Genomic DNA, 17,914 nt, shown 5'->3' on the forward strand with positions numbered 1-17,914 from the left:
CTCGACATCAGTGGAGTCCACGGACGTGCCGTACGGGGAGTAAGGGATGGCCTGCGACGATGCATGATCGCGTGGCGGCCGAGTTTTGGGGAGCCAGTCACGGTTCAGGAACCGCAGACCGTACTCAGCTCCCCCAAATTCGCATGCCTGCATGCCCGCCGACCGCCCTCCATCTCGACTTTCTCCCCGACGGCGGCGTGTTCCTCTGCGCCGACTGCGAGACCCCGTTCGGCGCGCACGTCGTCCCGGTGTCTCTCTACGGCTGGGTTTCCCGCCGGTCGGCGCGGAACTGGTCGATGACCACGGTGAACTGGCCGTTGACCGTGACGTCGGTGATGCCGGAGAACAAGGCACCGGTTCCTGGCAGCGCCACGACCGTACGGACACAGACGACGAACGACGCGCCTGGCTCCAGGGTTGCCGCGCCGTCCCCGGGATCCCCCGCACCACAGTCGGCGCCCTCGGGAGCAAATCGGACCTGTGGCGCGCCGGGGACGCCCTGGTCGGCGAGGGCAAGCTGCGCGGCGAGCCGTGCCCGGTCCATGCCCTGCGTCTCGCTGCCCGCGGTGGCGAACGCCCGCCCGGCCTCCCGGGCGGCCTGGGTCACCCCGAACGCCGCGCGCTGCACCGCGAAGACGCACAGGAACAGGTAGACGAACGGAACGAGCAGCACGACGGACAATCCAACGAATTCGATCATCGCCGAACCGTCGTCGGCCCCGGTCGCCGGGCCTGCCCGTTCGGGCCAGACAACGCGGCCTATGCGACCAATGCGACCGACGCGGCGCACGGAAGCCACGCAACCTGTCCTGATCATCAGGATCGTCCGCGGCACGGAGCGCAGGGCCGCCCGCGCGATCCGATCTCCCGCCACGACACCCCTCGTCACGGCAGTTCCTTGAGTGCGTGGCCCTTCACCGTGATCGTGATGCCGTCGCCCAGTGGGACTAGGACGAGCGGCACGGCAACCCGGCAGGTGACCTCCGCAAGCGGCGTGCCACCCGGCCCGTCGACCTGCGCCCCGGTGCAGACGGCGTCGGACCGTCCCGGGATGGTCCGCGCGATGAGGGCCTGGGCGTAGGGACCGCCCTCGCTCGCCGGCACGCCGAGATTGGCCGCGTGCCTGGCTCCCTCGGCAGCGTCCGCCGCGAGCGTGTTGCGGATGTGCAGCACCAGGCCGACCTGGATGATCCCCAGGATCAGGAAGAGCAACAACGTCCCCACCAGGATGAACTCGACGACGGCCGATCCGCCGTCAGCCGCGTCCGAGCCGTCCTCGACCGCGTCCGGTCGCTGCCCGGTCCCCCTGGGGCCGCCATCGATCCCGTCCGGCCCCGCGACGGCCGCGAGCTCAGCCGCCACCGCCGATACCCGACACCGAGTTGATGGCCGAGGTGAACAGGTTCTGCAGGGCGGGCGTCGCCAGGGTGGCGATCGCGACCACCAGCGCCGCCGTCATGACGGTTATCATGACCCAGCCGGGGACGTCCCCCCGATCGCGATCATGGTGGCCGCCCGATGCGACGGCTGACCGCCAGGCCCGCCATCTCGCTTTCATGGCCTGCCCTGTTCGTCCCATGTCTCCTCCTTTAGGCTGGCTGATCCGACCTCGCCGGACGGGCGCGTCCACCTGCGGGCGGCCACCTGCGCGCCCCGGGCACTCACTGCGCGATCACGGTGAAACTCACCAGGGCCGGGTAGAAGGCAAAGATCACGGTCGTCGGCAGGACGAGGAACACGACCGGGATCATCATCGCGATCTCCTTGCGGCCACCGGCCTCTAGCAGCTGCCGCTTGCCCGCCTCACGCGCGTCAACGGCCTGCGCGCGCAGGATGTCCGCCAGCGGCGTCCCCCGTTCGATCGCGACCGCCATCCCGTCGACGAACCGCACCAGGGGTGCCAACGCCGTGCGCGCCGCGATGCCCTCCAACGCCTGCACGAGGGTGGCCCCGGCGCGGGCGTCGGCCAACGCGAGCCGCAGCTCGTGCCCAAGCTCGCCGTGGGTCAACCGGCTGACCCGCTCCAGCGCCCCGATGGCCGACTCCCCCGCGGTCACCGCGAGCGCCAGCAGCTCGGCGATCGTCGGGAACTCCAGCAGCATCCGGTCCTCGCGCTCGGAGATCGCCCGCGACAGCCAGTAGTCCCGGGCCACCACCCCACCGGCCGTGCCGGCGACGATCAGTGCGACACTGACCAGGGTCGGCGGGCCGACGCCGAGCAGCGCGCGCAGCGCCAGCAGGAGGGCGCCGATCAGCGCCCCGCTGGCCGCGCAGATGACCTGCTGGACGCGGAACTCCTCGATGCTGGTCCGTCCGCCGGCCTGGGTCAGCCGGCGTCGCAGGGCGGCCCGGCCCCCCAGGAAACGGTCGAGCCGACCGGCGGCGTCCGCGAGTAACGGGCGCGCGAGCGCCTCGACCGCGGCGAGACCCGGCCGCGGCACCCCCCGCGGCCGGTCCTCGAGCAGCCTCGAGGGTGTGGGGGTGTCCCGCAGGTAGGGATCGATTCGGTCAGCGAGGTGGATGCGCCGGGCCCGGGGGAAGCGGTAGACGATGATGACCAGGCCCAGCCCGACGAGGAACCCGATCAGCGCACCGCTGGCGACCGTAGTCATGATCCCGCCCCCCGGCCAGCGGCCGCTCCCCCGCGCAGCACCCGGCCCTCCTCCGGCAACCGGCCGATCCGCTTCATGAGCAGGTAGGCGAGGGCCGACACGGCGCCGCCCACCACGAGCACCAGGACCCCGGTCGGGCTGTCGTAGGCTCGCACGTTCTGCCCCCGGGTGGCCAGCAGGAGCAGCACGATCCAGGGGGCGGCGAGCGCGAGCCGGGCGGCGTTCACCGTCCAGCTCTGCCGCGTCTCGAGCTCGGCGCGGGTGTGGGCGTCCTCCCGCAGGAAGGTGGACAGCGTGCGCAACAGCCGGCCGAGGTCGGTCCCGCCGACCTCCCGGGCCATCCGCAGTGACTCGATGATGCGGTCGGCCACCGGATCGGCGAGCTCGTCGGCGAGGCGGTCCAAGCAGGCCGAGAACGACCCGGTGGCACTGTAGTCCTCGCCGAACCGGGTGAAGGCCGGTCGCAGCTGTACCGGCCCCCGCACCCCCACCGCGGCCAGGCCCTCGGGCAGCGACATCCCGGCCCGCACCGCGCTGGACAGGTTGTCGACAACGTCCGGCCACAGCTCCCGCAGATCATGCATGCGGGCATGCCGCCGACGGACCACGAGGGCCCGGGGCAGCAGACTCGCAAACACGACGAAGGCGCCGGCCAGCGACACGGTCTCGGTGAATGCCAGGACGACCAGGCCGGCCACCAGGCCCAGACCCAGACCCAGACCCAGACCCAGACCCAGACCCAGACCCAGACCCAGACCCAGACCCAGACCCAGACTGATCATGACGAACTGACGCGGAGTCACGCCGCGGATGCCCGCCTGGGCGAGCAGGTCGCTCGTCGACCGTTCCCAGCGCGCCGTCGCCGACCAGGCCGCGAACCGCGGCCGGCCGCTGGTGACGATGAGGAACAGACCCAGACCGAACAGCAGGCCGAGGAAGATGCCCATCAGCGCTCCGCGGCGATCTCGGGCCAGCCCCTGCCGGGCCGATGATGATGGTAATCATGGTCGCCCTGGGCCAGCAGGGCGGGCAGGTCGTAGCCGGCGCGGGCGAACCGTTCGGGATGTGGCGGGAAGCCGTCGGCGCGGACCAGTCCGTCCGCGCGCGAGCGGTAGATCTGGGCGATCTCGATGACGTCCCCCTCCGTCCGGCCGGGCAGCGCGACGACCTCGGTGACGCGGCGCCGGCCCGAGACGTCCTTCTCCAGATGGACGACGAGATCCACGCTGGCGGCGACGGTGGGCACCACAAAGGCATGGCTGACGTTCTCGCCGGCGAGCAGGGGCAGGGTGCACAGTTTCGTCACGGCCTCGCGAGCCGAGTTCGCGTGCAGGCTGCACATACCGGGCAGCCCAGAGTTGAGCGCGATCAGCAGGTCGAGCGCCTCCTCCTGGCGAACCTCGCCGACCAGGAGCCGGTCCGGGCGCATCCGCAGGGCCTCCTTGACCAGCCGGCGCAGCCGGATTTCCCCGCTGCCCTCCAGGTTGGCCTGCCGGGTCTGCATCGCCACCCAGTCGGCGGCCCGCAGCTTCAGCTCGAACACCTCCTCGCAGCTGATCACCCGTTCCCGGGCCGGGATGGCCGAGCCGAGACAGTTGAGCATGGTCGTCTTGCCGGCCTGAGTGCCGCCCGCAATTATGATGTTGAGGCCGGCGACGACGGCAGCGTCCAGAAAGGTGGCCGCTGCCAGCGTGATCGTCCCGAGATCGACCAGTTCGTCCAGGCTCGACGCGGACAGCACAAACTTACGGATGTTGATCGACCAGTGCACCCGGGTGACATCGGGGATGACCACGTGCAGCCGGGAATCGTCCGGAAGCATGGCGTCGACGAACGGGGTCGAGAGGTCCACCCGCCGGCCCGAGGACTTCAGCATCCGCTCGACGAGGTCCTGGACCTGATCGGCGGTCAGAATGGTCGTCGTCAGCTCGCTGCGACCGGCCCGGGCGACGAATACCCGGCCCGGCTCGTTGATCCAGATCTCCTCCACGGTGGGGTCGTCGAGGTGGCGTTGCAGCGGCCCGAACCCGGCAACCGCGTCATAGACCAGCCGGGCGGTGACGTCCCGGTCGACGATCGGGGGAAGGTCACTGACGAGAACCCGTTCCTCATAATCGGCGAGCACCTCGTGAACGAGCTGACGCACCTGCGCCGGGTCCCGCACGGGATCGAGAGAACGCCGCCGGACGAGCTCTCTGACCTCGTCCTCCACGAACGATGTCGCGTCCAGCCAACTGCCGCGTGCCACCGCCACGGAAACCGCTGCTCCTCCGGCTTTCGTCTCTTCCCGCCCCGATAATTGCCACGAAGCGTAGAAAGAAGGTCACTGGTAAGCAACCCCCGACGCCGGAGGCAGACGCAACAACGTTCGCACAACCCCCACCGGGGGCATGGAGCGGGTAGGGCTCAGGTAGGCCACAGCCCGTACAGAGTCCCCCCCTTGACCACCAAGGTTGCTACTCTCCGCAGTCAAAAAGCGGTCGCGGACCGGACATTTGTCATCGCTCTGTGCGCATATCGACTGCACCGACGGTGCACCAACCGCCCCGGAAACGCCCGCGCGATTTCTCCCTCGAAACGACGCCGAGGCGATAGCCTTTCGGCGGTCCCTAACCCGAACATCCCTGTAGTCGATATCGCATCGCTGGGTCGACAGGCGGAATCCCCCCACCCCGCCGGTCTCATCCAGCGTCCCACCAACGCCTGCCTCGGGGGTCCCTTCCGTGTCCGGTCAGCCAACAACCAGCGCGGTCGCCAGCCGCCCGCGAGAACCTCATTCGGCCACCAGGGCAGCGTTGCTCCCGACGCCTCCCCGGCACGATCCCCCGGAGTGGAAAGGGGCATCACGATGAGCGGCGCCCGGGATCCCCGATCGTCAGACATGTTCGACACGACCGCTTGGAAAATGTTCTGGCGGATTGTCGAAAACTGCCCGGTCGCGGTATTCGCCACCGATGCGGCAGGCCGGTATCTCTTTGTGAACCGGCCGTGGTCCAAGTTGACCGGCGTTACCCGCGACGAGGCGGTCGGATGGGGATGGCAACGCATCGTCCATCCCGGCGACGTAGCGAACGTCGGCAGCCGGTGGCGGCGCCTCGTCACGCACGGCGACGGGTTTTCGATCCAGGTCCGGTTGATCCGACCGGGTGAACCACCCTGCGACGCGGTCATGCAGACGATGGTGACCTCGGCAGGGGACGGTAGACAACGGATCGTCGGCACCCTCACCGTGCCGTCGGCCAGTGCGTTCGGGAACGCCGCCGGGCCGGTGACGGGTGTGCCGGTGACGGGTGTGCCGGTGTCCTCGCCGCGGGTCCAAGGGCGTCACTCCCCGATCGGCCCATCGTCCGCGGACCAGCCCGATACCGACGACGTCGCCGTCCAGGAACGGGCCGAACCCGACCTCGCTTCCCGCGAACCGACGTCTCACGAACCGGCGCATCACGAAGCAGCGCATCACGAACCGGCCGATCTCGAACACCTTGACGACGGGCAGGCCGAGCTCGACCGCCTTCGCCGTCGCGAGGCGGCTTTCGAACTCGCCGCTCTCGATCCCGACCTCCTCGACGGGCACCTGCTCGATCAGGATCTCCTCGGTCTCCAGGCCCTCGCCTCCGATGGGGTGCCCGCGGGCGATCTCGACAGGTTCGGCGTGTTCGACGGACCGGGCCCGTTTGATCTACCGGACCAGTCCGACCGGTCGGATCGCCCCGATCGGGTGGACGAGATAGCCCGGCTGGACGGGCTGGACGGGCACGGTGACACCGAGGAGACCGATCTCGTCGACGCGGCCGGGGACCGCGAGGACGACGGCGAGTACCCGCGACGCGAAGCACCCTCGGCCTGGCCTCGGGCCGACCAGTCCGATCGGGCCGATCGGGGCTGGGAATGGTCTGTTCCGCTTCCCCGCCGGCCGGTTCCCGGCGAACCGACGCCGGGCCGGGCGACATCCCGCGAAGCCACCGAGGATCGGCCCACAGTCGGGTTTCCCCGCGGGACGCTCCCGCCTGGCGCGGAGTGGCGCGCGGCCGTGGCCCTGCATCGCAGCAAGAATGACGACCTGCGTCCCTTCGGACGCGCCAGGGGCTCGAACCACACCTGTGGCTGCCCGTTCACCGAGGCCCGACGGATCGAGGAGGCATGCCGGGACCGGGAACGCTGGCTGACGACCCTGCTCGCCGAACTGACGACCGCCGTGCTCATCGCCGACCGGGACGGGCGTGTGGTGGCGGTGAACCAGGTGTACTGCGATCTGTTCGATCTGGCGGACCTGCCCGTCGACCTGGTCGGAACGGATTGCCGGCTGCAGCTGCGTCCCCGGCCCGGGCTGGTGGACGATCCATCCGGATTCGCGACGCGCCTGGACACCCTGCTCCGTCGACGGCGGACGCTACGCCGGGAGGCAGTGATGTTCGCCGACGGGCGGGTGTTCGAGCGTAGCCACATACCGCTGACCGCGGCCGACGGCTACCGCGGCCATGTCTGGCTCTACTCCGACGTCACCGACCGCCGGATCCTGGAGGCTGAGATCGAGGGACTCATCTCCGGACTGTGACGAGCGAGGTGGACGGCGGTCCGGTCAGTAGACGCCGCCGTAGTGCCGGGCCTGCAGATCCTGGGCCTGGCCGACCCAATCGTCGGAGACGACGCGGTCACCGAAGCCATCCAGCCGGTGAGCGAGCCGCTCGACGTCGGTATCACCCATTTCGGCCAGCTGACTGAAGGTTGTGATGCCCAACGCCCGCAGCCGGGCCTCGATCACCGGGCCCACGCCGACAATCTCCTTGAGGTTGTCGCCGCCCGACCGCACTGGATCGAGGAGACCGTTCCACCGCGGCGCGGGTTCCAGCACGACCCGGCTACCCGTACCCGGCTGGCCGCTGGCCCCGTTCGTTCCACCGGTGCTCCTGCCACCGGTGCTCTTCACGCCGCAGCCACTCCCCTGACTACTCGACGGCGGTCCGCCCGGGGCCGGTGGCCGGTTCTTCGTGGCAACGCCGCTCGCCTGGACCGTCGCCCCCGAGATGTTCGCCTCGGGCGACAGAGCCAGGCCGTGCGCGGGCAGCGCGCTCTTCGACGGCCCCGCCTCGTTCGGGGTGACCGCGAGGTTCGACGGGACCACACCGCCCGCGGCAGCAACCCCGACCGCGACGGCGGCCTCGGCGGTGGGGGCAGCCTCGGGATGCTCGGCACCGGCTTTCTCGTCAGAGGAGGCCTGGCCCAGAAGCGCCTCAGATTTCGCGATCCGCCCCAGCAGGCTGAGCCGTTCGGCCGCCCATTCGGCCTGGTGCCGATCCAGCCGGGTGGTCATGGTGGCCACCTGGCGTTGCGCGTCCTCCGCCTCCGTACGGGCCATGGCCAGTCGGGAGGAGAACTTGGCCGCCCGGCCCTCGGCCTCGACGAGCTGTCTGCGCAGCAGCTCGGCCTCATGGGCGAGCTCCGCCGCCGAAGGGCCGGCGGGATCACCGCCCGCCCCCGGGGAGCCCGCCGGCACCGGGCCGGCGGCACCCGGGCCGGCAGTACCCTCGCCGGCGGCACCCGGGCCGGCCGGGAGGGCCTGGGCCGCGCCGGGTGTCACGGCGTACGCCCGGGCCCGCAGCGCTGCCTCGATCTCCTCGACCCGGGCGCTTGCGATCACGGCATGGCGCTCCGCCTCGGCGATCCGCCGTTCGGACTCCGCGGCACGCTGTTCGGCGACAGCGAGCCGGGCAGTTAGATCCGCCTTCTCCAAGGCGACGTCGTCACGCTGCCGGCGCAACCGGGCGATCAGCTCGGCGGCCTGCCCTGTGCCCGTGCCGCGGGCGCCCGAACCGGGGACACCCGTGTCGGCGTCGCCGACGCACGCCGCCACGGCGTTCCCGGCCTCGGCAGCATTCCCGGCATTCACGCGGTTCACGTCGTCCGCGGCTGCCGCCTGATCGGCTGACGGGACCGCGCCGGGGCGGGATTCGTCGAGGCCCAAGCCGGTGCCGGCGGGCGTCTCCACCGATCCCGCCCGATTCCGCGCGGCGTCAGCGTCGGCGTTGCGGGCCTGCCGGCGCAGCGGCGCGATCAGGAAGACCCAGGCCAGCGCCGCACCAATGAGCATCGCCACCAGCACGTACGCCAGGATCTGCCCGGCGAGGTACAGCATGGGCTGCCAGCCTCCTTACCGCGGTAGGTCGGTCGAGATCACACCTGCCAGCGGGGGTGACATCTCGGTACGAAGGTTGTGGGAAGTGGAGCCCCCTCGGCGCCATCCAGGTGGTAACCCGGTCGCCGCCGCAAGGCTCCCCAGCATTATTCGCAACGCCCGGCATCGGCCGCACCCGGGGAGGTTCAACCGTTGTCCACGTCGATCTCCCTGGGTGGGAAATCACCGTTCACGGACGTCAGGCGACGAACAGCACCCCAGGGAGGAGTGAGGAGTATGGGAAGACAACCGCGAGGGCCGCCCGTCGGGGGCATTTCACGCCAGCTGGTCACCAGTCCAGACAGCATGCCCCAACGAGCCGTCAACGTGCGTGGTCTCCTCCGCCGCGCGGGGGAGACCTCCACCCCCGTGCACCCAACATCCGCGTCTCCGTCGGGGTCAGAGAAGACCGGGGAGCTCCTGAGGCGCGAACCACAGCAGTTCGAAGCCCTCGACGCTGTCCACGGTGAAGGCGGCGTCATCCCCACCGAGATCGGCCTCGACGATGCACTTCGCCGCCGCCGCGACCGCCGCGACAACCTCCTCGTCGTCTCCGTCGTCGACATGGATGGCCTGCACGGCCGACCACGGCACCGGGAAGTCCACCTCGACGACACCCTGCTCAAGATCATCTCTTACCCGCACCTCGCCGTCCGCGACATCGGCCACGAAGACCATGCGCCGGCGCGGCGCGGACGGGTCGGCGTCCAGCAGCCGCAGGCTTGCCCGGCCGGCGTCGTGCAGCGCCGCGTACTCCAACTCCTCCTCGGACTCCGACTGGGCGTACCACTCACGCGTCGCGGGGGTGACCGCGAATCCGGTGCCTGGGGGGATGCGCGCGGACTCCCAGACCGATCGGGCGACGGCCAGCGTGGACGGGAGATAGATGCGCACCCGCTCAGTGTGCAACCAACCGGGGCGAGCCGGCTACGAGGACCAGGTCAGCCACGAGGACCAGGTCAGCCGGCCAGGCCGAGCCCAAGCCGGCCCCCGCTCGCCTCGGCGTCGTCGGTGGCCCCGGCCACGCCGGAACGGGCGGAACGGGCGGCGGCATGCAGGGCCTCGCCCGTCGTACGCAGCGCCGTCTCGAACACCTGGGCCCGCCGGGTCAGATCCATCACGTTTCCGCCGATGACCTCGAGATCCTCCGGACCTGGGCAGAGCACCGTCACCCGGGTGCCAGCCGCCTCCACCATCTCGACCTCCCGCATCAGCCGGCGGGTGGCGGCCCGGCGGACCTGGCGTTCGACCCGGGCCACCGTGCCACGGGGTCGGTCGAGGTGGAACGAGCAGGCCGGGGCGAGCACCAGGATCTCCGCGAGGCCCGCGTCGGCGAGAAGATCGACCGATGCAGGCGATCGGGTTCCGCCGTCAACGAATCGCTGGCCGTCCACCGCGACCGGGGCGTACCAGCCGGGAATGGCACACGACGCCATCACCGCCTCGGACAAGGTTGCCCGAGGCGCATCGGCCACACCGAACAGCACGCGCTCACCGGTGTCGAAGTTCATGGCCACCACCCGCAGCGCGGGCCTGGTGGGCCACCCGGTCGGATCGAGGCCCTTGCGGTCCATCGCCGCGGTCACCAGATCGCCGACCGCGGAGATCTTCCCACGGCCCTGTGGAAGCATCGCCGCCAGCGTGACCATCGGCGAGGACCGCCGGGGGTGCCGGGCACTGGCCGTCAGCAGCCTCGGTGAACCCATGCGCATCCGGGGGCGCGGGGGTAGGGAAGCACCGAGGTCGCGGTAGTCAAGAACGGGATCCCCCGCCTCGTAGATCCCCCGCTCGGAATTGGCCATCACGTCGATGCCGATCCCCAGACCGAGCAGGGCCGCGACTACCGAGCCGGCGGACGTGCCGACCACCAGGTCGGCTCCGCTCAGATTACGGCCGGTCGCGGTCTCGACCGCCCGCATCGCGCCGATCATCCAGGCGGAGCCGAGCACTCCACCGGCTCCCAGGACCAGACCTCTGCGTGGGGCCCGTTTCCTGGTCATAGTCCACCTCCCGGCGCGGCGACCGGGAAGGGAGACGCATCGCGCTGGGATGCCCGCCGCCCGGCATGCTCGCTGCCATGTGGGCCGCCCGGTCGCACCTGGGCCGACCCGCCCACGAACGGCGTGCCCGCCTCGTCGGGACGGCCGGGGATGGGCCGGTAACAGTCCATGGTCCGCGTTGACCGTACCTTGCTGCTCCCGGCGCTCGAAGCGCCCGGGCAGTCCACCGGACTACTCCGGCGGCTCCTCGCTACTCTCTTCGGGGAAGCTGGTCTCCAGCACTCCCCAGTTCCGCAGCCGCTCGGCGAACTCCTGGGGGGTCGTGTCGTGGAGCAGGGCGAGCGCACGCACGTCGCCATCCCGGATGGACAGCACACGGCCGGCGTAGTCGTCCCGTTGGCGCTGGATCTGGGCGACCCACCGACGGACGAGAGCAGAGGAGTCCGGCGGAGCCTCGCTCAGCCTCTCCAGGTTGAGCACCGTACGTGGGCGACGCTCCCGCGGCGGCAGCTGATCCTCGTTGGGCAACAGCGCCGAGACCGGGACTCCGTAGAATCCCGCGAGTTCGGAGAGTTGATGCACGCTGATCATGCGGTCACCGCGTTCGTAGGAGCCAACGGCAGCGGTCTTCCACCGCCCCCGCGACTTCTGCTCCACTCCCTGCAGCGACAGACCCTGCTGTATCCGAATCGCCCGCAACCGGGCGCCCACGGCCTTCGCGTACTCTCGGCTCACCCGACACACCCCCAGCCGTCTCGAACGAGCATCACGTACCTCTCGCCGCGCCCATAGGAGATCAAGGTACGACTCGTGTGGTGCTGGCGAGGCATGCTCCCACTAACGTAACGTTGCCGAAAGAGACCGCTCGCAGATACATATACGATGCTACGTTGCGTGACTTTCTTGTACGACTTCTCTCGCATCTCAGACTCTACGGATTAAGAAAGCTACTCTATGTAGTAAATTTTATAAGGTCGGAAGCTATCAGTGAGATCTCTCTCACGACTTGACCGAAGTTCCTCCACACAACGATGCCCCCAACTTGCTCGCTGTAACCGCCCCCACTACACCAAGATGACGACACGAATACTTTATGTCACGGTTACGCCAAGGGCGTAACCGTGAGTTGCCGACGCCGCGCAAGCAATCGGCCGGACGGCAGCAGGCCCAGCGGCAGGCCCAGCGGGGGATGCGGCCCCGGCTCGTCCGTCGGGACGGCCTGCCCGCTCACCAAGATCACCTGGTTCGCCGGACTCACCGAGTTCACCGGGCCTGGCGCCGCGGGCTCCCCCGCCGACGGCGGGGAGCCGCCGGGCGGCCAAGCAGCCGGCCGGCCAGCTCCCTGATCGCCAGCCGGGCCGGGGAGGTCGGAGCGATAGTCACGCAGGAGCTGTCCGGTCACCTGGGCGGCGTCCAGCCCGGCGAGGTCGTAGGGCACCAGGACCACCGGCTCGGTCCCGGTGTGGCGCAGAATCGCCCGACTGACCTCGCGGGCCGGGTCTCCGCCCACGACCGAGGCGCGCAGCCGGTTCACCACGACAAGCGGGTCGACGGAGGGGACGGTCTCCCGCAGGTCGGACAGTCCCCGCACAAACCGGACCAGACCGACCGGTTCGGCAGACGCCACCGCCAGCACGACGTCGGCCGCGCCCAGCACGGCGAGCGTCGCTCCGTTACGCCGGGGCGCGGAGATGTCGAACGACAGTTCCTCGTCCGTCTCCAGGCAGAACCCGCAGTCCACAACGACGAAGGACGCCAGGCGCCGGGCCATCGACAGCACGGTCTCAACGGATGCCGGGCGTAGCTCGGGCCATCGCGAGGGGCGGGGGATGCCGGGCAGCACTCGCAGGCCGCCGCCCAGATCACGGCACAGTACAGCGAGCCGGGGCACGTCCAGCAGCCCCTGGTTGGCCGACCGGGCCGCCGCAGCCAGACCGGGGGCCTCCTCGAGCAGGCCGACGAGCTGCCCGACCGCGCCGCCGTAGGAGTCGGCGTCCACCAGCAGGGTGGAGGTCCCCAGCCCGGCGAGTTCGGCGGCCAGGCACAGCGCGATCGTGGTGCGTCCCGGCGCGCCGGCCGGACCCCATACCGCGATCACCCGGCCCACCCGGCCGTCGCCCGGTCCGATCGGCCCCACGCCGTCGGTGACACCGATGGCTGGGGCGAGCGGCCCGAACCCGACGAGTGGTTCGCTGTAGGAACCGGGCGCCCGGGTCGCCGGCGCGGCCGCGTTCGTCGCCAGCGCCCGGGATGCCTCGACGACCGCTCCCGCGATGACCTCCGCGGTGGCGTCCGAGGGAATGACCGCGGCCACGCCGAGCTGCCGCAGCCGCCGGTCGCCGTCCTCGTCGCCGGGGGCGGTCAGCCCGACCACCGCAATGCCCGCCATGGCCAGGCGGGTCAACGCATCCCGGTCAAGCCGGCGCAGGTCCGCAGACAGCAGGGCAGCCCGGGCCGCGCCGGTGGTCGCCGCGGCCAGCAGGTCCGGCAGGTCGACGCAGCGGCGCACCACCGTAACCCCGAGGTCGCGACGATCGAAGGCCGAGACCAGGCCGGCCTCGACCATCGCATCGGTGACAGCGGTGAGGATCGGCAGGCTCACCGGCCGTACCCCGGCACGGTGGTCGGTCCCGTCGAGCCGACCCCACCGCGGGAGTCGCGCTCAATCTTCACGACGTCGACCCGCTCGCTCTGCGAGGCCGCGACGGCCTGGATGGCGTTGTCCACCGGTACGCGCAGCGTTAGCGAACGGTCCCCGCTGGTCAACTTCTCGAGGCTGACAAACTCGACGTCGTGCAGGACCAGCGCCTCGGCCCCCGCGCCCGCGGGCGCGGCCGGTGTGCTCCGGCCGGCCTGCTGATCGCCCCCGGTAGTGCTCGGCGCGACGGCGCCACTCTGGAACACGAAGACGTCCACATGGTCACCCGGTCCGAGGGCCGGCAGCCGCCCGGCCTTCACGATGATCGGCACCAGCCACGTCGGCTGGGTGTTCTGGCCGGCGAAGTCGGGCCCGCTCACCAGCTCGCCGGTGTCCACCGGCCGCGCCAGGGTGGCGCCGACCAGGTCGTCGAGACGGCTTCCCGGGTAGTAACGACCCGAGGTCCTCTCGTCGAGCCTGGCCGGCACCGTGGCAAGATCCCCGGCGACGATGATGTGCCCGGCCGGCATGTCCACCTTGGCGACCACCCACTGGTGGGTCGCGTCCGCGCTGGCGAACAGCCGCGCCCCGACGACCACCGAGACGAGCACGAGTAACACCCCGACGAGCAGCCGGGAGTCACGCCACCGTCGGCGGGTCAACCGACGGGCCGGGGGTGATGCCGGTGGCGGGGACGCCTCCGGGCGGGCCGGTGCCGCGGCGAGCTCGGTCACCGGGAGACCTCCCTTTTCTCCTGGCCGGACCATTGGTACATGTTCGCACCTTCCGGTCGCAGAGCGTACGCGGTCGTCGGCCCTGAGCCCAGCCAAACCAGCGAGGAATCGGATGCGGACCGAACGGGATCCGTCGACCTCTGGGCCAGGCGGGCACGGGTAGCGGACCAGTCCAGTACCTGCGAGCACGGTCTTTTGGCGGTATCCGCGTGCACTTATCCACAAGCACACGCATCCGGACGCGATAAGCGGTGGTATCTCTGATACACACGTGAGGAGAGACATCTGCCCTCAGAAGGAGGACTTTGATGAACGACCGCTTCCTTCAACTCAGCGATGTGGCGGACATCCTCAACATCTCCTCCAGCCAGACCTACGCGCTTGTCCGCTCGGGCGAGCTCCCCGCCATCAAGATCGGGGGACGGGGCCAGTGGCGGGTGGAGCGCACCGAGCTGGAGGCGTACATTCAGCGCGCCTATGAACAGACCCGGGCCTTCGTCGCAGCCAATCCGATGAGCCGTAACGAGGCTCCGCCCGAGGACTAGACGCAGTAGGCGCGGCGAGGTCAGTAGGCGCGGCGAGGTCAGGGGATCCGACGAACGTAGGCGATCGCGTCGAGGGGGATGGTCCAGCCGGAACGGATCTGGCCGCGCCGGGCGAACTCGCCGACGGCGTGTTCAGCTACCTCCAGGAAGTCCGAGCCGACCCGCACCGGCGTCCCGTGCAGGGTCACCCCGTCCACCAGCATGAGCGTGCACGCCGAGCGGTCCCGGACGAGCCCGCGCAGGACGTACCGCAGATCCAGCTTGGCCGCCAGCGGACCCTCATGACCCGGCTGGGCCGAGACCACCGGCAGGTTCTCCACGGCCAGCAGCGACCGCACCGGCACCAGAGCCTCCGTCGCGCCGGGCTCGGCGATGAGCAACCAGTCCACCCCGAGGGCCGACAGGGTGCCGTGCAGGATCTCGGGAGCGCGCTGACCACCCAGCACCCGGCAACGCGCCGGGTGTCCGACGACAGGTCGCATCCGATCGATCAACCGCAGGTAGGCAGCCTCCCGTCGGCTGCGGTCCGCGAGCTCGGCAGAGAGCTCGGCGGCCTCATTCGCCTCCCACTGCAGCTCCAGGTCGGCGAACAGATCCTCCCATCGCACGAAATTCCTCCCATAAAGGTAGATTTCGCCAGCTTCCCCCAGTCACCCCTCACTCCCCACACAAGCAGGGTTGGCAGCGAGCTTTCAGGGGTTTACACAAGCAAACGTAGGCAAACGAACGATCTCGACAACATCCGGCGGACAAGAGCACCCACAATGATCGCGAGGGCGGCTCGACAGACGCTGGCGCGGTTCGCCGGCGCGACCGCGGCCGCAATCACGGCGATCATATTGATCGTTTTCGGACCCCGGCTGGCCGACCTGCCGGAGAGCATCGAGGCCGCCCCAGAATGGTTCGCCGCCGCGCCCGAGCAGGCGCTGGCCACGATCATCGGGGTCGTCGCCTGGGTGTGCCTGCTCTGGCTGTGCCTGGGGGTTCTGCTCAGCGCGCTGTCGGCCGTCCCCGGCGGAGTCGGCCGGCTCAGCGCGGCGCTGGCCCGCCGGATCGTTCCCCGCACGATGCGGCGGATGCTCGAGATCGGCCTCGGAGTGACACTCGTCGCCGGGGTGGCGCCGATCATCGCCGCGGTCCCGGCCTCCGCGGCCACCGGACCTGCGGGGACCGGTGTCAGTGCGGGCGCCACCGCCGCACTGCCCGATCTGGACCGGCCCGCCACCGTCGGCCACCCCCCGAACCCGATAGCCAGCTTCCCCGGCCTCGACCGCCCCCCGGCCGGCACCTCCGCCGGTCACACCCCCGCGATACCCCCTGCATCCTCCACCGGCCCCGCCTCCCCTACCGAACCCGTAACCGGCGCCGGTGCCATCCCGGCGACCAGCCCCACCCCGACGATCTCGGTTCCCGGTCTCGGCGAGGCGATCCCCGTCGTGGACCTGCACGGGACCACCTCAGCGGCCGGCTCGCCGACGCTGCCCCCCTCCCCGGGTTCCGCCGCCGGCGGAAACCCGGTGCACACCGCCCCTGACCCCGGCGCCCTCACTCGGCTCACCACGGCTCACACGACCACAGCCGGCTGGCCGGACCTGGACCGACCCGCCACCACCTCCCCGAGCAACCCGGCCGCGCCCGGCGCAGCCATCACTCCGACGCCGTCCCACCCGACGCCGTCCCACCCGACACCGTCCCACCCGACACCGTCCGGACCGGCGGCTCCGGCCGCGTCGACACCAGCCCGGGATCCGATCGTGCCGCCGGCCCCTCGTGGAACGGGCACGCCCATGAGCCTCCCGGGTACCGACCGGACCTCTCCCGGCGTCGATGCGGCGGAAATCGTCGTCCTCCGCGGCGACAGTCTCTGGTCCATCGCGGCCCGTCATCTCGGCCCGGACGCGACGCAGGAGTAGATCGCAGCCGAGTGGCCACGGTGGTGGGCCGCCAACTCCGACCTGATCGGCCACGACCCGAATCTGATCTTCCCTGGCCAACGCCTGAAGCCACCCCCCGGGCCCTGACCCCGCCCACCACTTCCGGAGCCTGCCGTGACCGCCACCTACGCCCTGACCCTGCCCCGGCGTCCAATTCCGGCCCCCGCAATGCGCCGCCTTCCCGTCATCCCCCACGAACCGCCCTATGACGACGAGGCCGGACCCTCGCCGGCCGGCGCCTCGACCGGCTCGTCGACAAGGCCGCCCCGACCCCGGGTGCGGCCGGCCGGACGCACCACCGCCGATCGTCCAGGCCGGCCCGTGACCGCCCCGGGAGGCGGCGGACGCCGCCGCGGCGGCCGTGGCGGTGCGGACGGCCAGACCGAGCCCGGTGGCACGACGACGGTCGATCGGACGCCTCGGCACCTCGCCATGCCCGAACGCACGGTCACGGGGACAGGAACGGGATCAGCGGCGTCACACGTGGTGCCGGGTCTCGAACCGGTAGCCGGTCCGCGGCCGGGGAGCCCCGCCGGGAGCCGGACGAACCCACCGCCCCGGGAAACGGCGGTGGTCATCGTCAGAGCGATCGTCGAGACGCTCGGCGGAGTGCGCCCGGCCTCGCATCTCGCCGGATGGACGACGCCCCGCCTGCAGAACGATCTCGAACGCATCGTCGCCCAGACCACGGATCGCAGGCGGAGTCAGGTCCGCAGCGTACGGGTCAGCGAACCGCGACCCGGAGTCGCCGAGGTCTCGGCGGTCATCAGCCGAGGTGCCCGGGTGGCCGCACTCGCGCTGCGCATGGAGTCGTCCGGCGGACGCTGGCGGGTGACAACCCTGCAGGTGGGTTAGCGCGGCCACCGGCTCCAGGGATGGATCACTCGGCGTTGCGGCGCGCCGGGTCGCCGTGGCAGCGCTTGTACTTGCGGCCTGACCCACACGGGCAGGGCGCATTGCGAGCGGGACGCGTGCCCGCACCGGGCTGCGCCGTGCCGGCTTCGCCGCGGGCGGCGCTGAGCGCACCGTTTCCAGCCGGGCGGCCCAGTCCCGACCCGCCGTCCACCGTCGTGACCGGCCCGGATCCACCGTCGACTGACGGCGCGGTGTAGCGCAGGCCACCGGTCGGCCGCCGCGGCTCAAGCCCCTTGACGAAGACCGGCGGCGGTGCGGACGGAACCGGTGAAGGGGGTGGCGGAGTCTGGTCGGCCGCCGCGGGGCGAGCGGGCTGCGCGTCCGCGACGGGCCCGGCGCCGCCCGGGATCGTCGGCACCACCGG

16 protein-coding genes and 1 pseudogene are annotated in these 17,914 nt (G+C 71.0%); 4 read left to right on the forward strand and 13 right to left on the reverse strand.

Features of this window, described 5'->3' with window-relative positions; genetic code table 11:
* Nucleotides 1-256 precede the first annotated feature (256 nt).
* The 5 genes from AC08OT_RS10930 to AC08OT_RS10950 all read right to left on the reverse strand — a co-directional run bounded on the left by AC08OT_RS10930 (nucleotide 257) and on the right by AC08OT_RS10950 (nucleotide 4,866).
* Nucleotides 257-700, reverse strand: coding sequence for a hypothetical protein (locus tag AC08OT_RS10930; RefSeq protein ID WP_462203519.1), 444 nt, complete (start codon nucleotides 698-700; stop codon nucleotides 257-259).
* 185 nt (nucleotides 701-885) lie between these two features.
* On the reverse strand, nucleotides 886-1,362 hold the full coding sequence (locus AC08OT_RS10935) for a TadE/TadG family type IV pilus assembly protein (RefSeq protein WP_476594771.1): 477 nt from the start codon (nucleotides 1,360-1,362) through the stop codon (nucleotides 886-888).
* A 299-nt stretch (nucleotides 1,363-1,661) separates the two neighbouring features.
* On the reverse strand, nucleotides 1,662-2,612 hold the full coding sequence (locus AC08OT_RS10940; protein ID WP_476594772.1) for a type II secretion system F family protein: 951 nt from the start codon (nucleotides 2,610-2,612) through the stop codon (nucleotides 1,662-1,664).
* On the reverse strand, nucleotides 2,609-3,559 hold the full coding sequence (locus AC08OT_RS10945) for a type II secretion system F family protein (protein WP_476602785.1): 951 nt from the start codon (nucleotides 3,557-3,559) through the stop codon (nucleotides 2,609-2,611). Before AC08OT_RS10945 ends, AC08OT_RS10940 begins: the two co-directional genes overlap by 4 nt.
* Nucleotides 3,559-4,866, reverse strand: coding sequence for a CpaF family protein (locus tag AC08OT_RS10950; RefSeq protein WP_476593307.1), 1,308 nt, complete (start codon nucleotides 4,864-4,866; stop codon nucleotides 3,559-3,561). Before AC08OT_RS10950 ends, AC08OT_RS10945 begins: the two co-directional genes overlap by 1 nt.
* Nucleotides 4,867-5,460: 594 nt before the next feature.
* On the opposite strand from AC08OT_RS10950, the gene AC08OT_RS10955 reads away from it, so the two are divergent.
* Complete coding sequence (locus AC08OT_RS10955; RefSeq protein WP_476602786.1) at nucleotides 5,461-7,167, forward strand: PAS domain-containing protein; 1,707 nt, start codon at nucleotides 5,461-5,463, stop codon at nucleotides 7,165-7,167.
* Between the two features lie 24 nt (nucleotides 7,168-7,191).
* Here AC08OT_RS10955 and AC08OT_RS10960 read toward each other — a convergent pair whose 3' ends face one another.
* From AC08OT_RS10960 to AC08OT_RS10985, 6 genes and pseudogenes are all read right to left on the reverse strand, one after another.
* On the reverse strand, nucleotides 7,192-8,745 hold the full coding sequence (locus tag AC08OT_RS10960) for a hypothetical protein (protein ID WP_476593305.1): 1,554 nt from the start codon (nucleotides 8,743-8,745) through the stop codon (nucleotides 7,192-7,194).
* 438 nt (nucleotides 8,746-9,183) lie between these two features.
* A complete protein-coding gene (locus tag AC08OT_RS10965; protein ID WP_476593304.1) occupies nucleotides 9,184-9,678 on the reverse strand; it encodes a DUF6912 family protein in 495 nt (164 codons plus the stop codon).
* Nucleotides 9,679-9,743: 65 nt separating this feature from the next.
* The gene (locus AC08OT_RS10970) at nucleotides 9,744-10,784 is read right to left on the reverse strand and encodes a patatin-like phospholipase family protein (RefSeq protein ID WP_462187079.1); all 1,041 of its coding nucleotides are present in this window, start codon (nucleotides 10,782-10,784) and stop codon (nucleotides 9,744-9,746) included.
* A gap of 231 nt (nucleotides 10,785-11,015) precedes the next feature.
* Nucleotides 11,016-11,519, reverse strand: a complete 504-nt coding sequence (locus tag AC08OT_RS10975; RefSeq protein ID WP_476593303.1) for a helix-turn-helix domain-containing protein — start codon at nucleotides 11,517-11,519, stop codon at nucleotides 11,016-11,018.
* Nucleotides 11,520-12,047: 528 nt separating this feature from the next.
* Nucleotides 12,048-13,386, reverse strand: a pseudogene (locus AC08OT_RS10980) (CpaE/TadZ family protein).
* Nucleotides 13,383-14,156 (reverse strand): SAF domain-containing protein, encoded by a 774-nt coding sequence (locus tag AC08OT_RS10985; protein WP_476593301.1) that lies wholly within the window; start codon nucleotides 14,154-14,156, stop codon nucleotides 13,383-13,385. The pseudogene AC08OT_RS10980 and the gene AC08OT_RS10985 overlap by 4 nt, the downstream one beginning before the upstream one ends.
* Before the next feature lie 308 nt (nucleotides 14,157-14,464).
* Between AC08OT_RS10985 and AC08OT_RS10990 the strand changes: the two genes are divergently transcribed.
* A complete protein-coding gene (locus tag AC08OT_RS10990) occupies nucleotides 14,465-14,701 on the forward strand; it encodes a helix-turn-helix domain-containing protein (RefSeq protein WP_011435224.1) in 237 nt (78 codons plus the stop codon).
* A gap of 38 nt (nucleotides 14,702-14,739) precedes the next feature.
* Here the strand turns inward: AC08OT_RS10990 and AC08OT_RS10995 are convergent, their stop codons facing one another.
* The gene (locus tag AC08OT_RS10995; protein WP_476593300.1) at nucleotides 14,740-15,309 is read right to left on the reverse strand and encodes a hypothetical protein; all 570 of its coding nucleotides are present in this window, start codon (nucleotides 15,307-15,309) and stop codon (nucleotides 14,740-14,742) included.
* A 156-nt stretch (nucleotides 15,310-15,465) separates the two neighbouring features.
* Between AC08OT_RS10995 and AC08OT_RS11000 the strand changes: the two genes are divergently transcribed.
* The gene (locus AC08OT_RS11000; protein WP_476602787.1) at nucleotides 15,466-16,614 is read left to right on the forward strand and encodes a LysM peptidoglycan-binding domain-containing protein; all 1,149 of its coding nucleotides are present in this window, start codon (nucleotides 15,466-15,468) and stop codon (nucleotides 16,612-16,614) included.
* 453 nt (nucleotides 16,615-17,067) lie between these two features.
* Nucleotides 17,068-17,490, forward strand: a complete 423-nt coding sequence (locus AC08OT_RS11005) for an Rv3235 family protein (RefSeq protein WP_476596984.1) — start codon at nucleotides 17,068-17,070, stop codon at nucleotides 17,488-17,490.
* Nucleotides 17,491-17,515: 25 nt separating this feature from the next.
* Here AC08OT_RS11005 and AC08OT_RS11010 read toward each other — a convergent pair.
* Nucleotides 17,516-17,914, reverse strand: a 399-nt coding sequence (locus AC08OT_RS11010) for an SEC-C metal-binding domain-containing protein (protein WP_476602788.1), incomplete at its 5' end; no start/stop codon positions are given.

The organism is Frankia sp. CgJB1 (assembly GCF_977947065.1).

Bases quoted from the DNA above. Each gene is read 5' to 3' on its own strand.
- AC08OT_RS10930 (WP_462203519.1), bottom strand. From the start codon at position 700: ATGATCGAATTCGTTGGATTGTCCGTCGTGCTGCTCGTTCCGTTCGTC.
- AC08OT_RS10940 (WP_476594772.1), bottom strand. From the start codon at position 2,612: ATGACTACGGTCGCCAGCGGTGCGCTGATCGGGTTCCTCGTCGGGCTG.
- AC08OT_RS10945 (WP_476602785.1), bottom strand. From the start codon at position 3,559: ATGGGCATCTTCCTCGGCCTGCTGTTCGGTCTGGGTCTGTTCCTCATC.
- AC08OT_RS10955 (WP_476602786.1), top strand. From the start codon at position 5,461: ATGAGCGGCGCCCGGGATCCCCGATCGTCAGACATGTTCGACACGACC.
- AC08OT_RS10960 (WP_476593305.1), bottom strand. From the start codon at position 8,745: ATGCTGTACCTCGCCGGGCAGATCCTGGCGTACGTGCTGGTGGCGATG.
- AC08OT_RS10970 (WP_462187079.1), bottom strand. From the start codon at position 10,784: ATGACCAGGAAACGGGCCCCACGCAGAGGTCTGGTCCTGGGAGCCGGT.
- AC08OT_RS10990 (WP_011435224.1), top strand. From the start codon at position 14,465: ATGAACGACCGCTTCCTTCAACTCAGCGATGTGGCGGACATCCTCAAC.
- AC08OT_RS11000 (WP_476602787.1), top strand. From the start codon at position 15,466: ATGATCGCGAGGGCGGCTCGACAGACGCTGGCGCGGTTCGCCGGCGCG.
- AC08OT_RS11005 (WP_476596984.1), top strand. From the start codon at position 17,068: ATGCCCGAACGCACGGTCACGGGGACAGGAACGGGATCAGCGGCGTCA.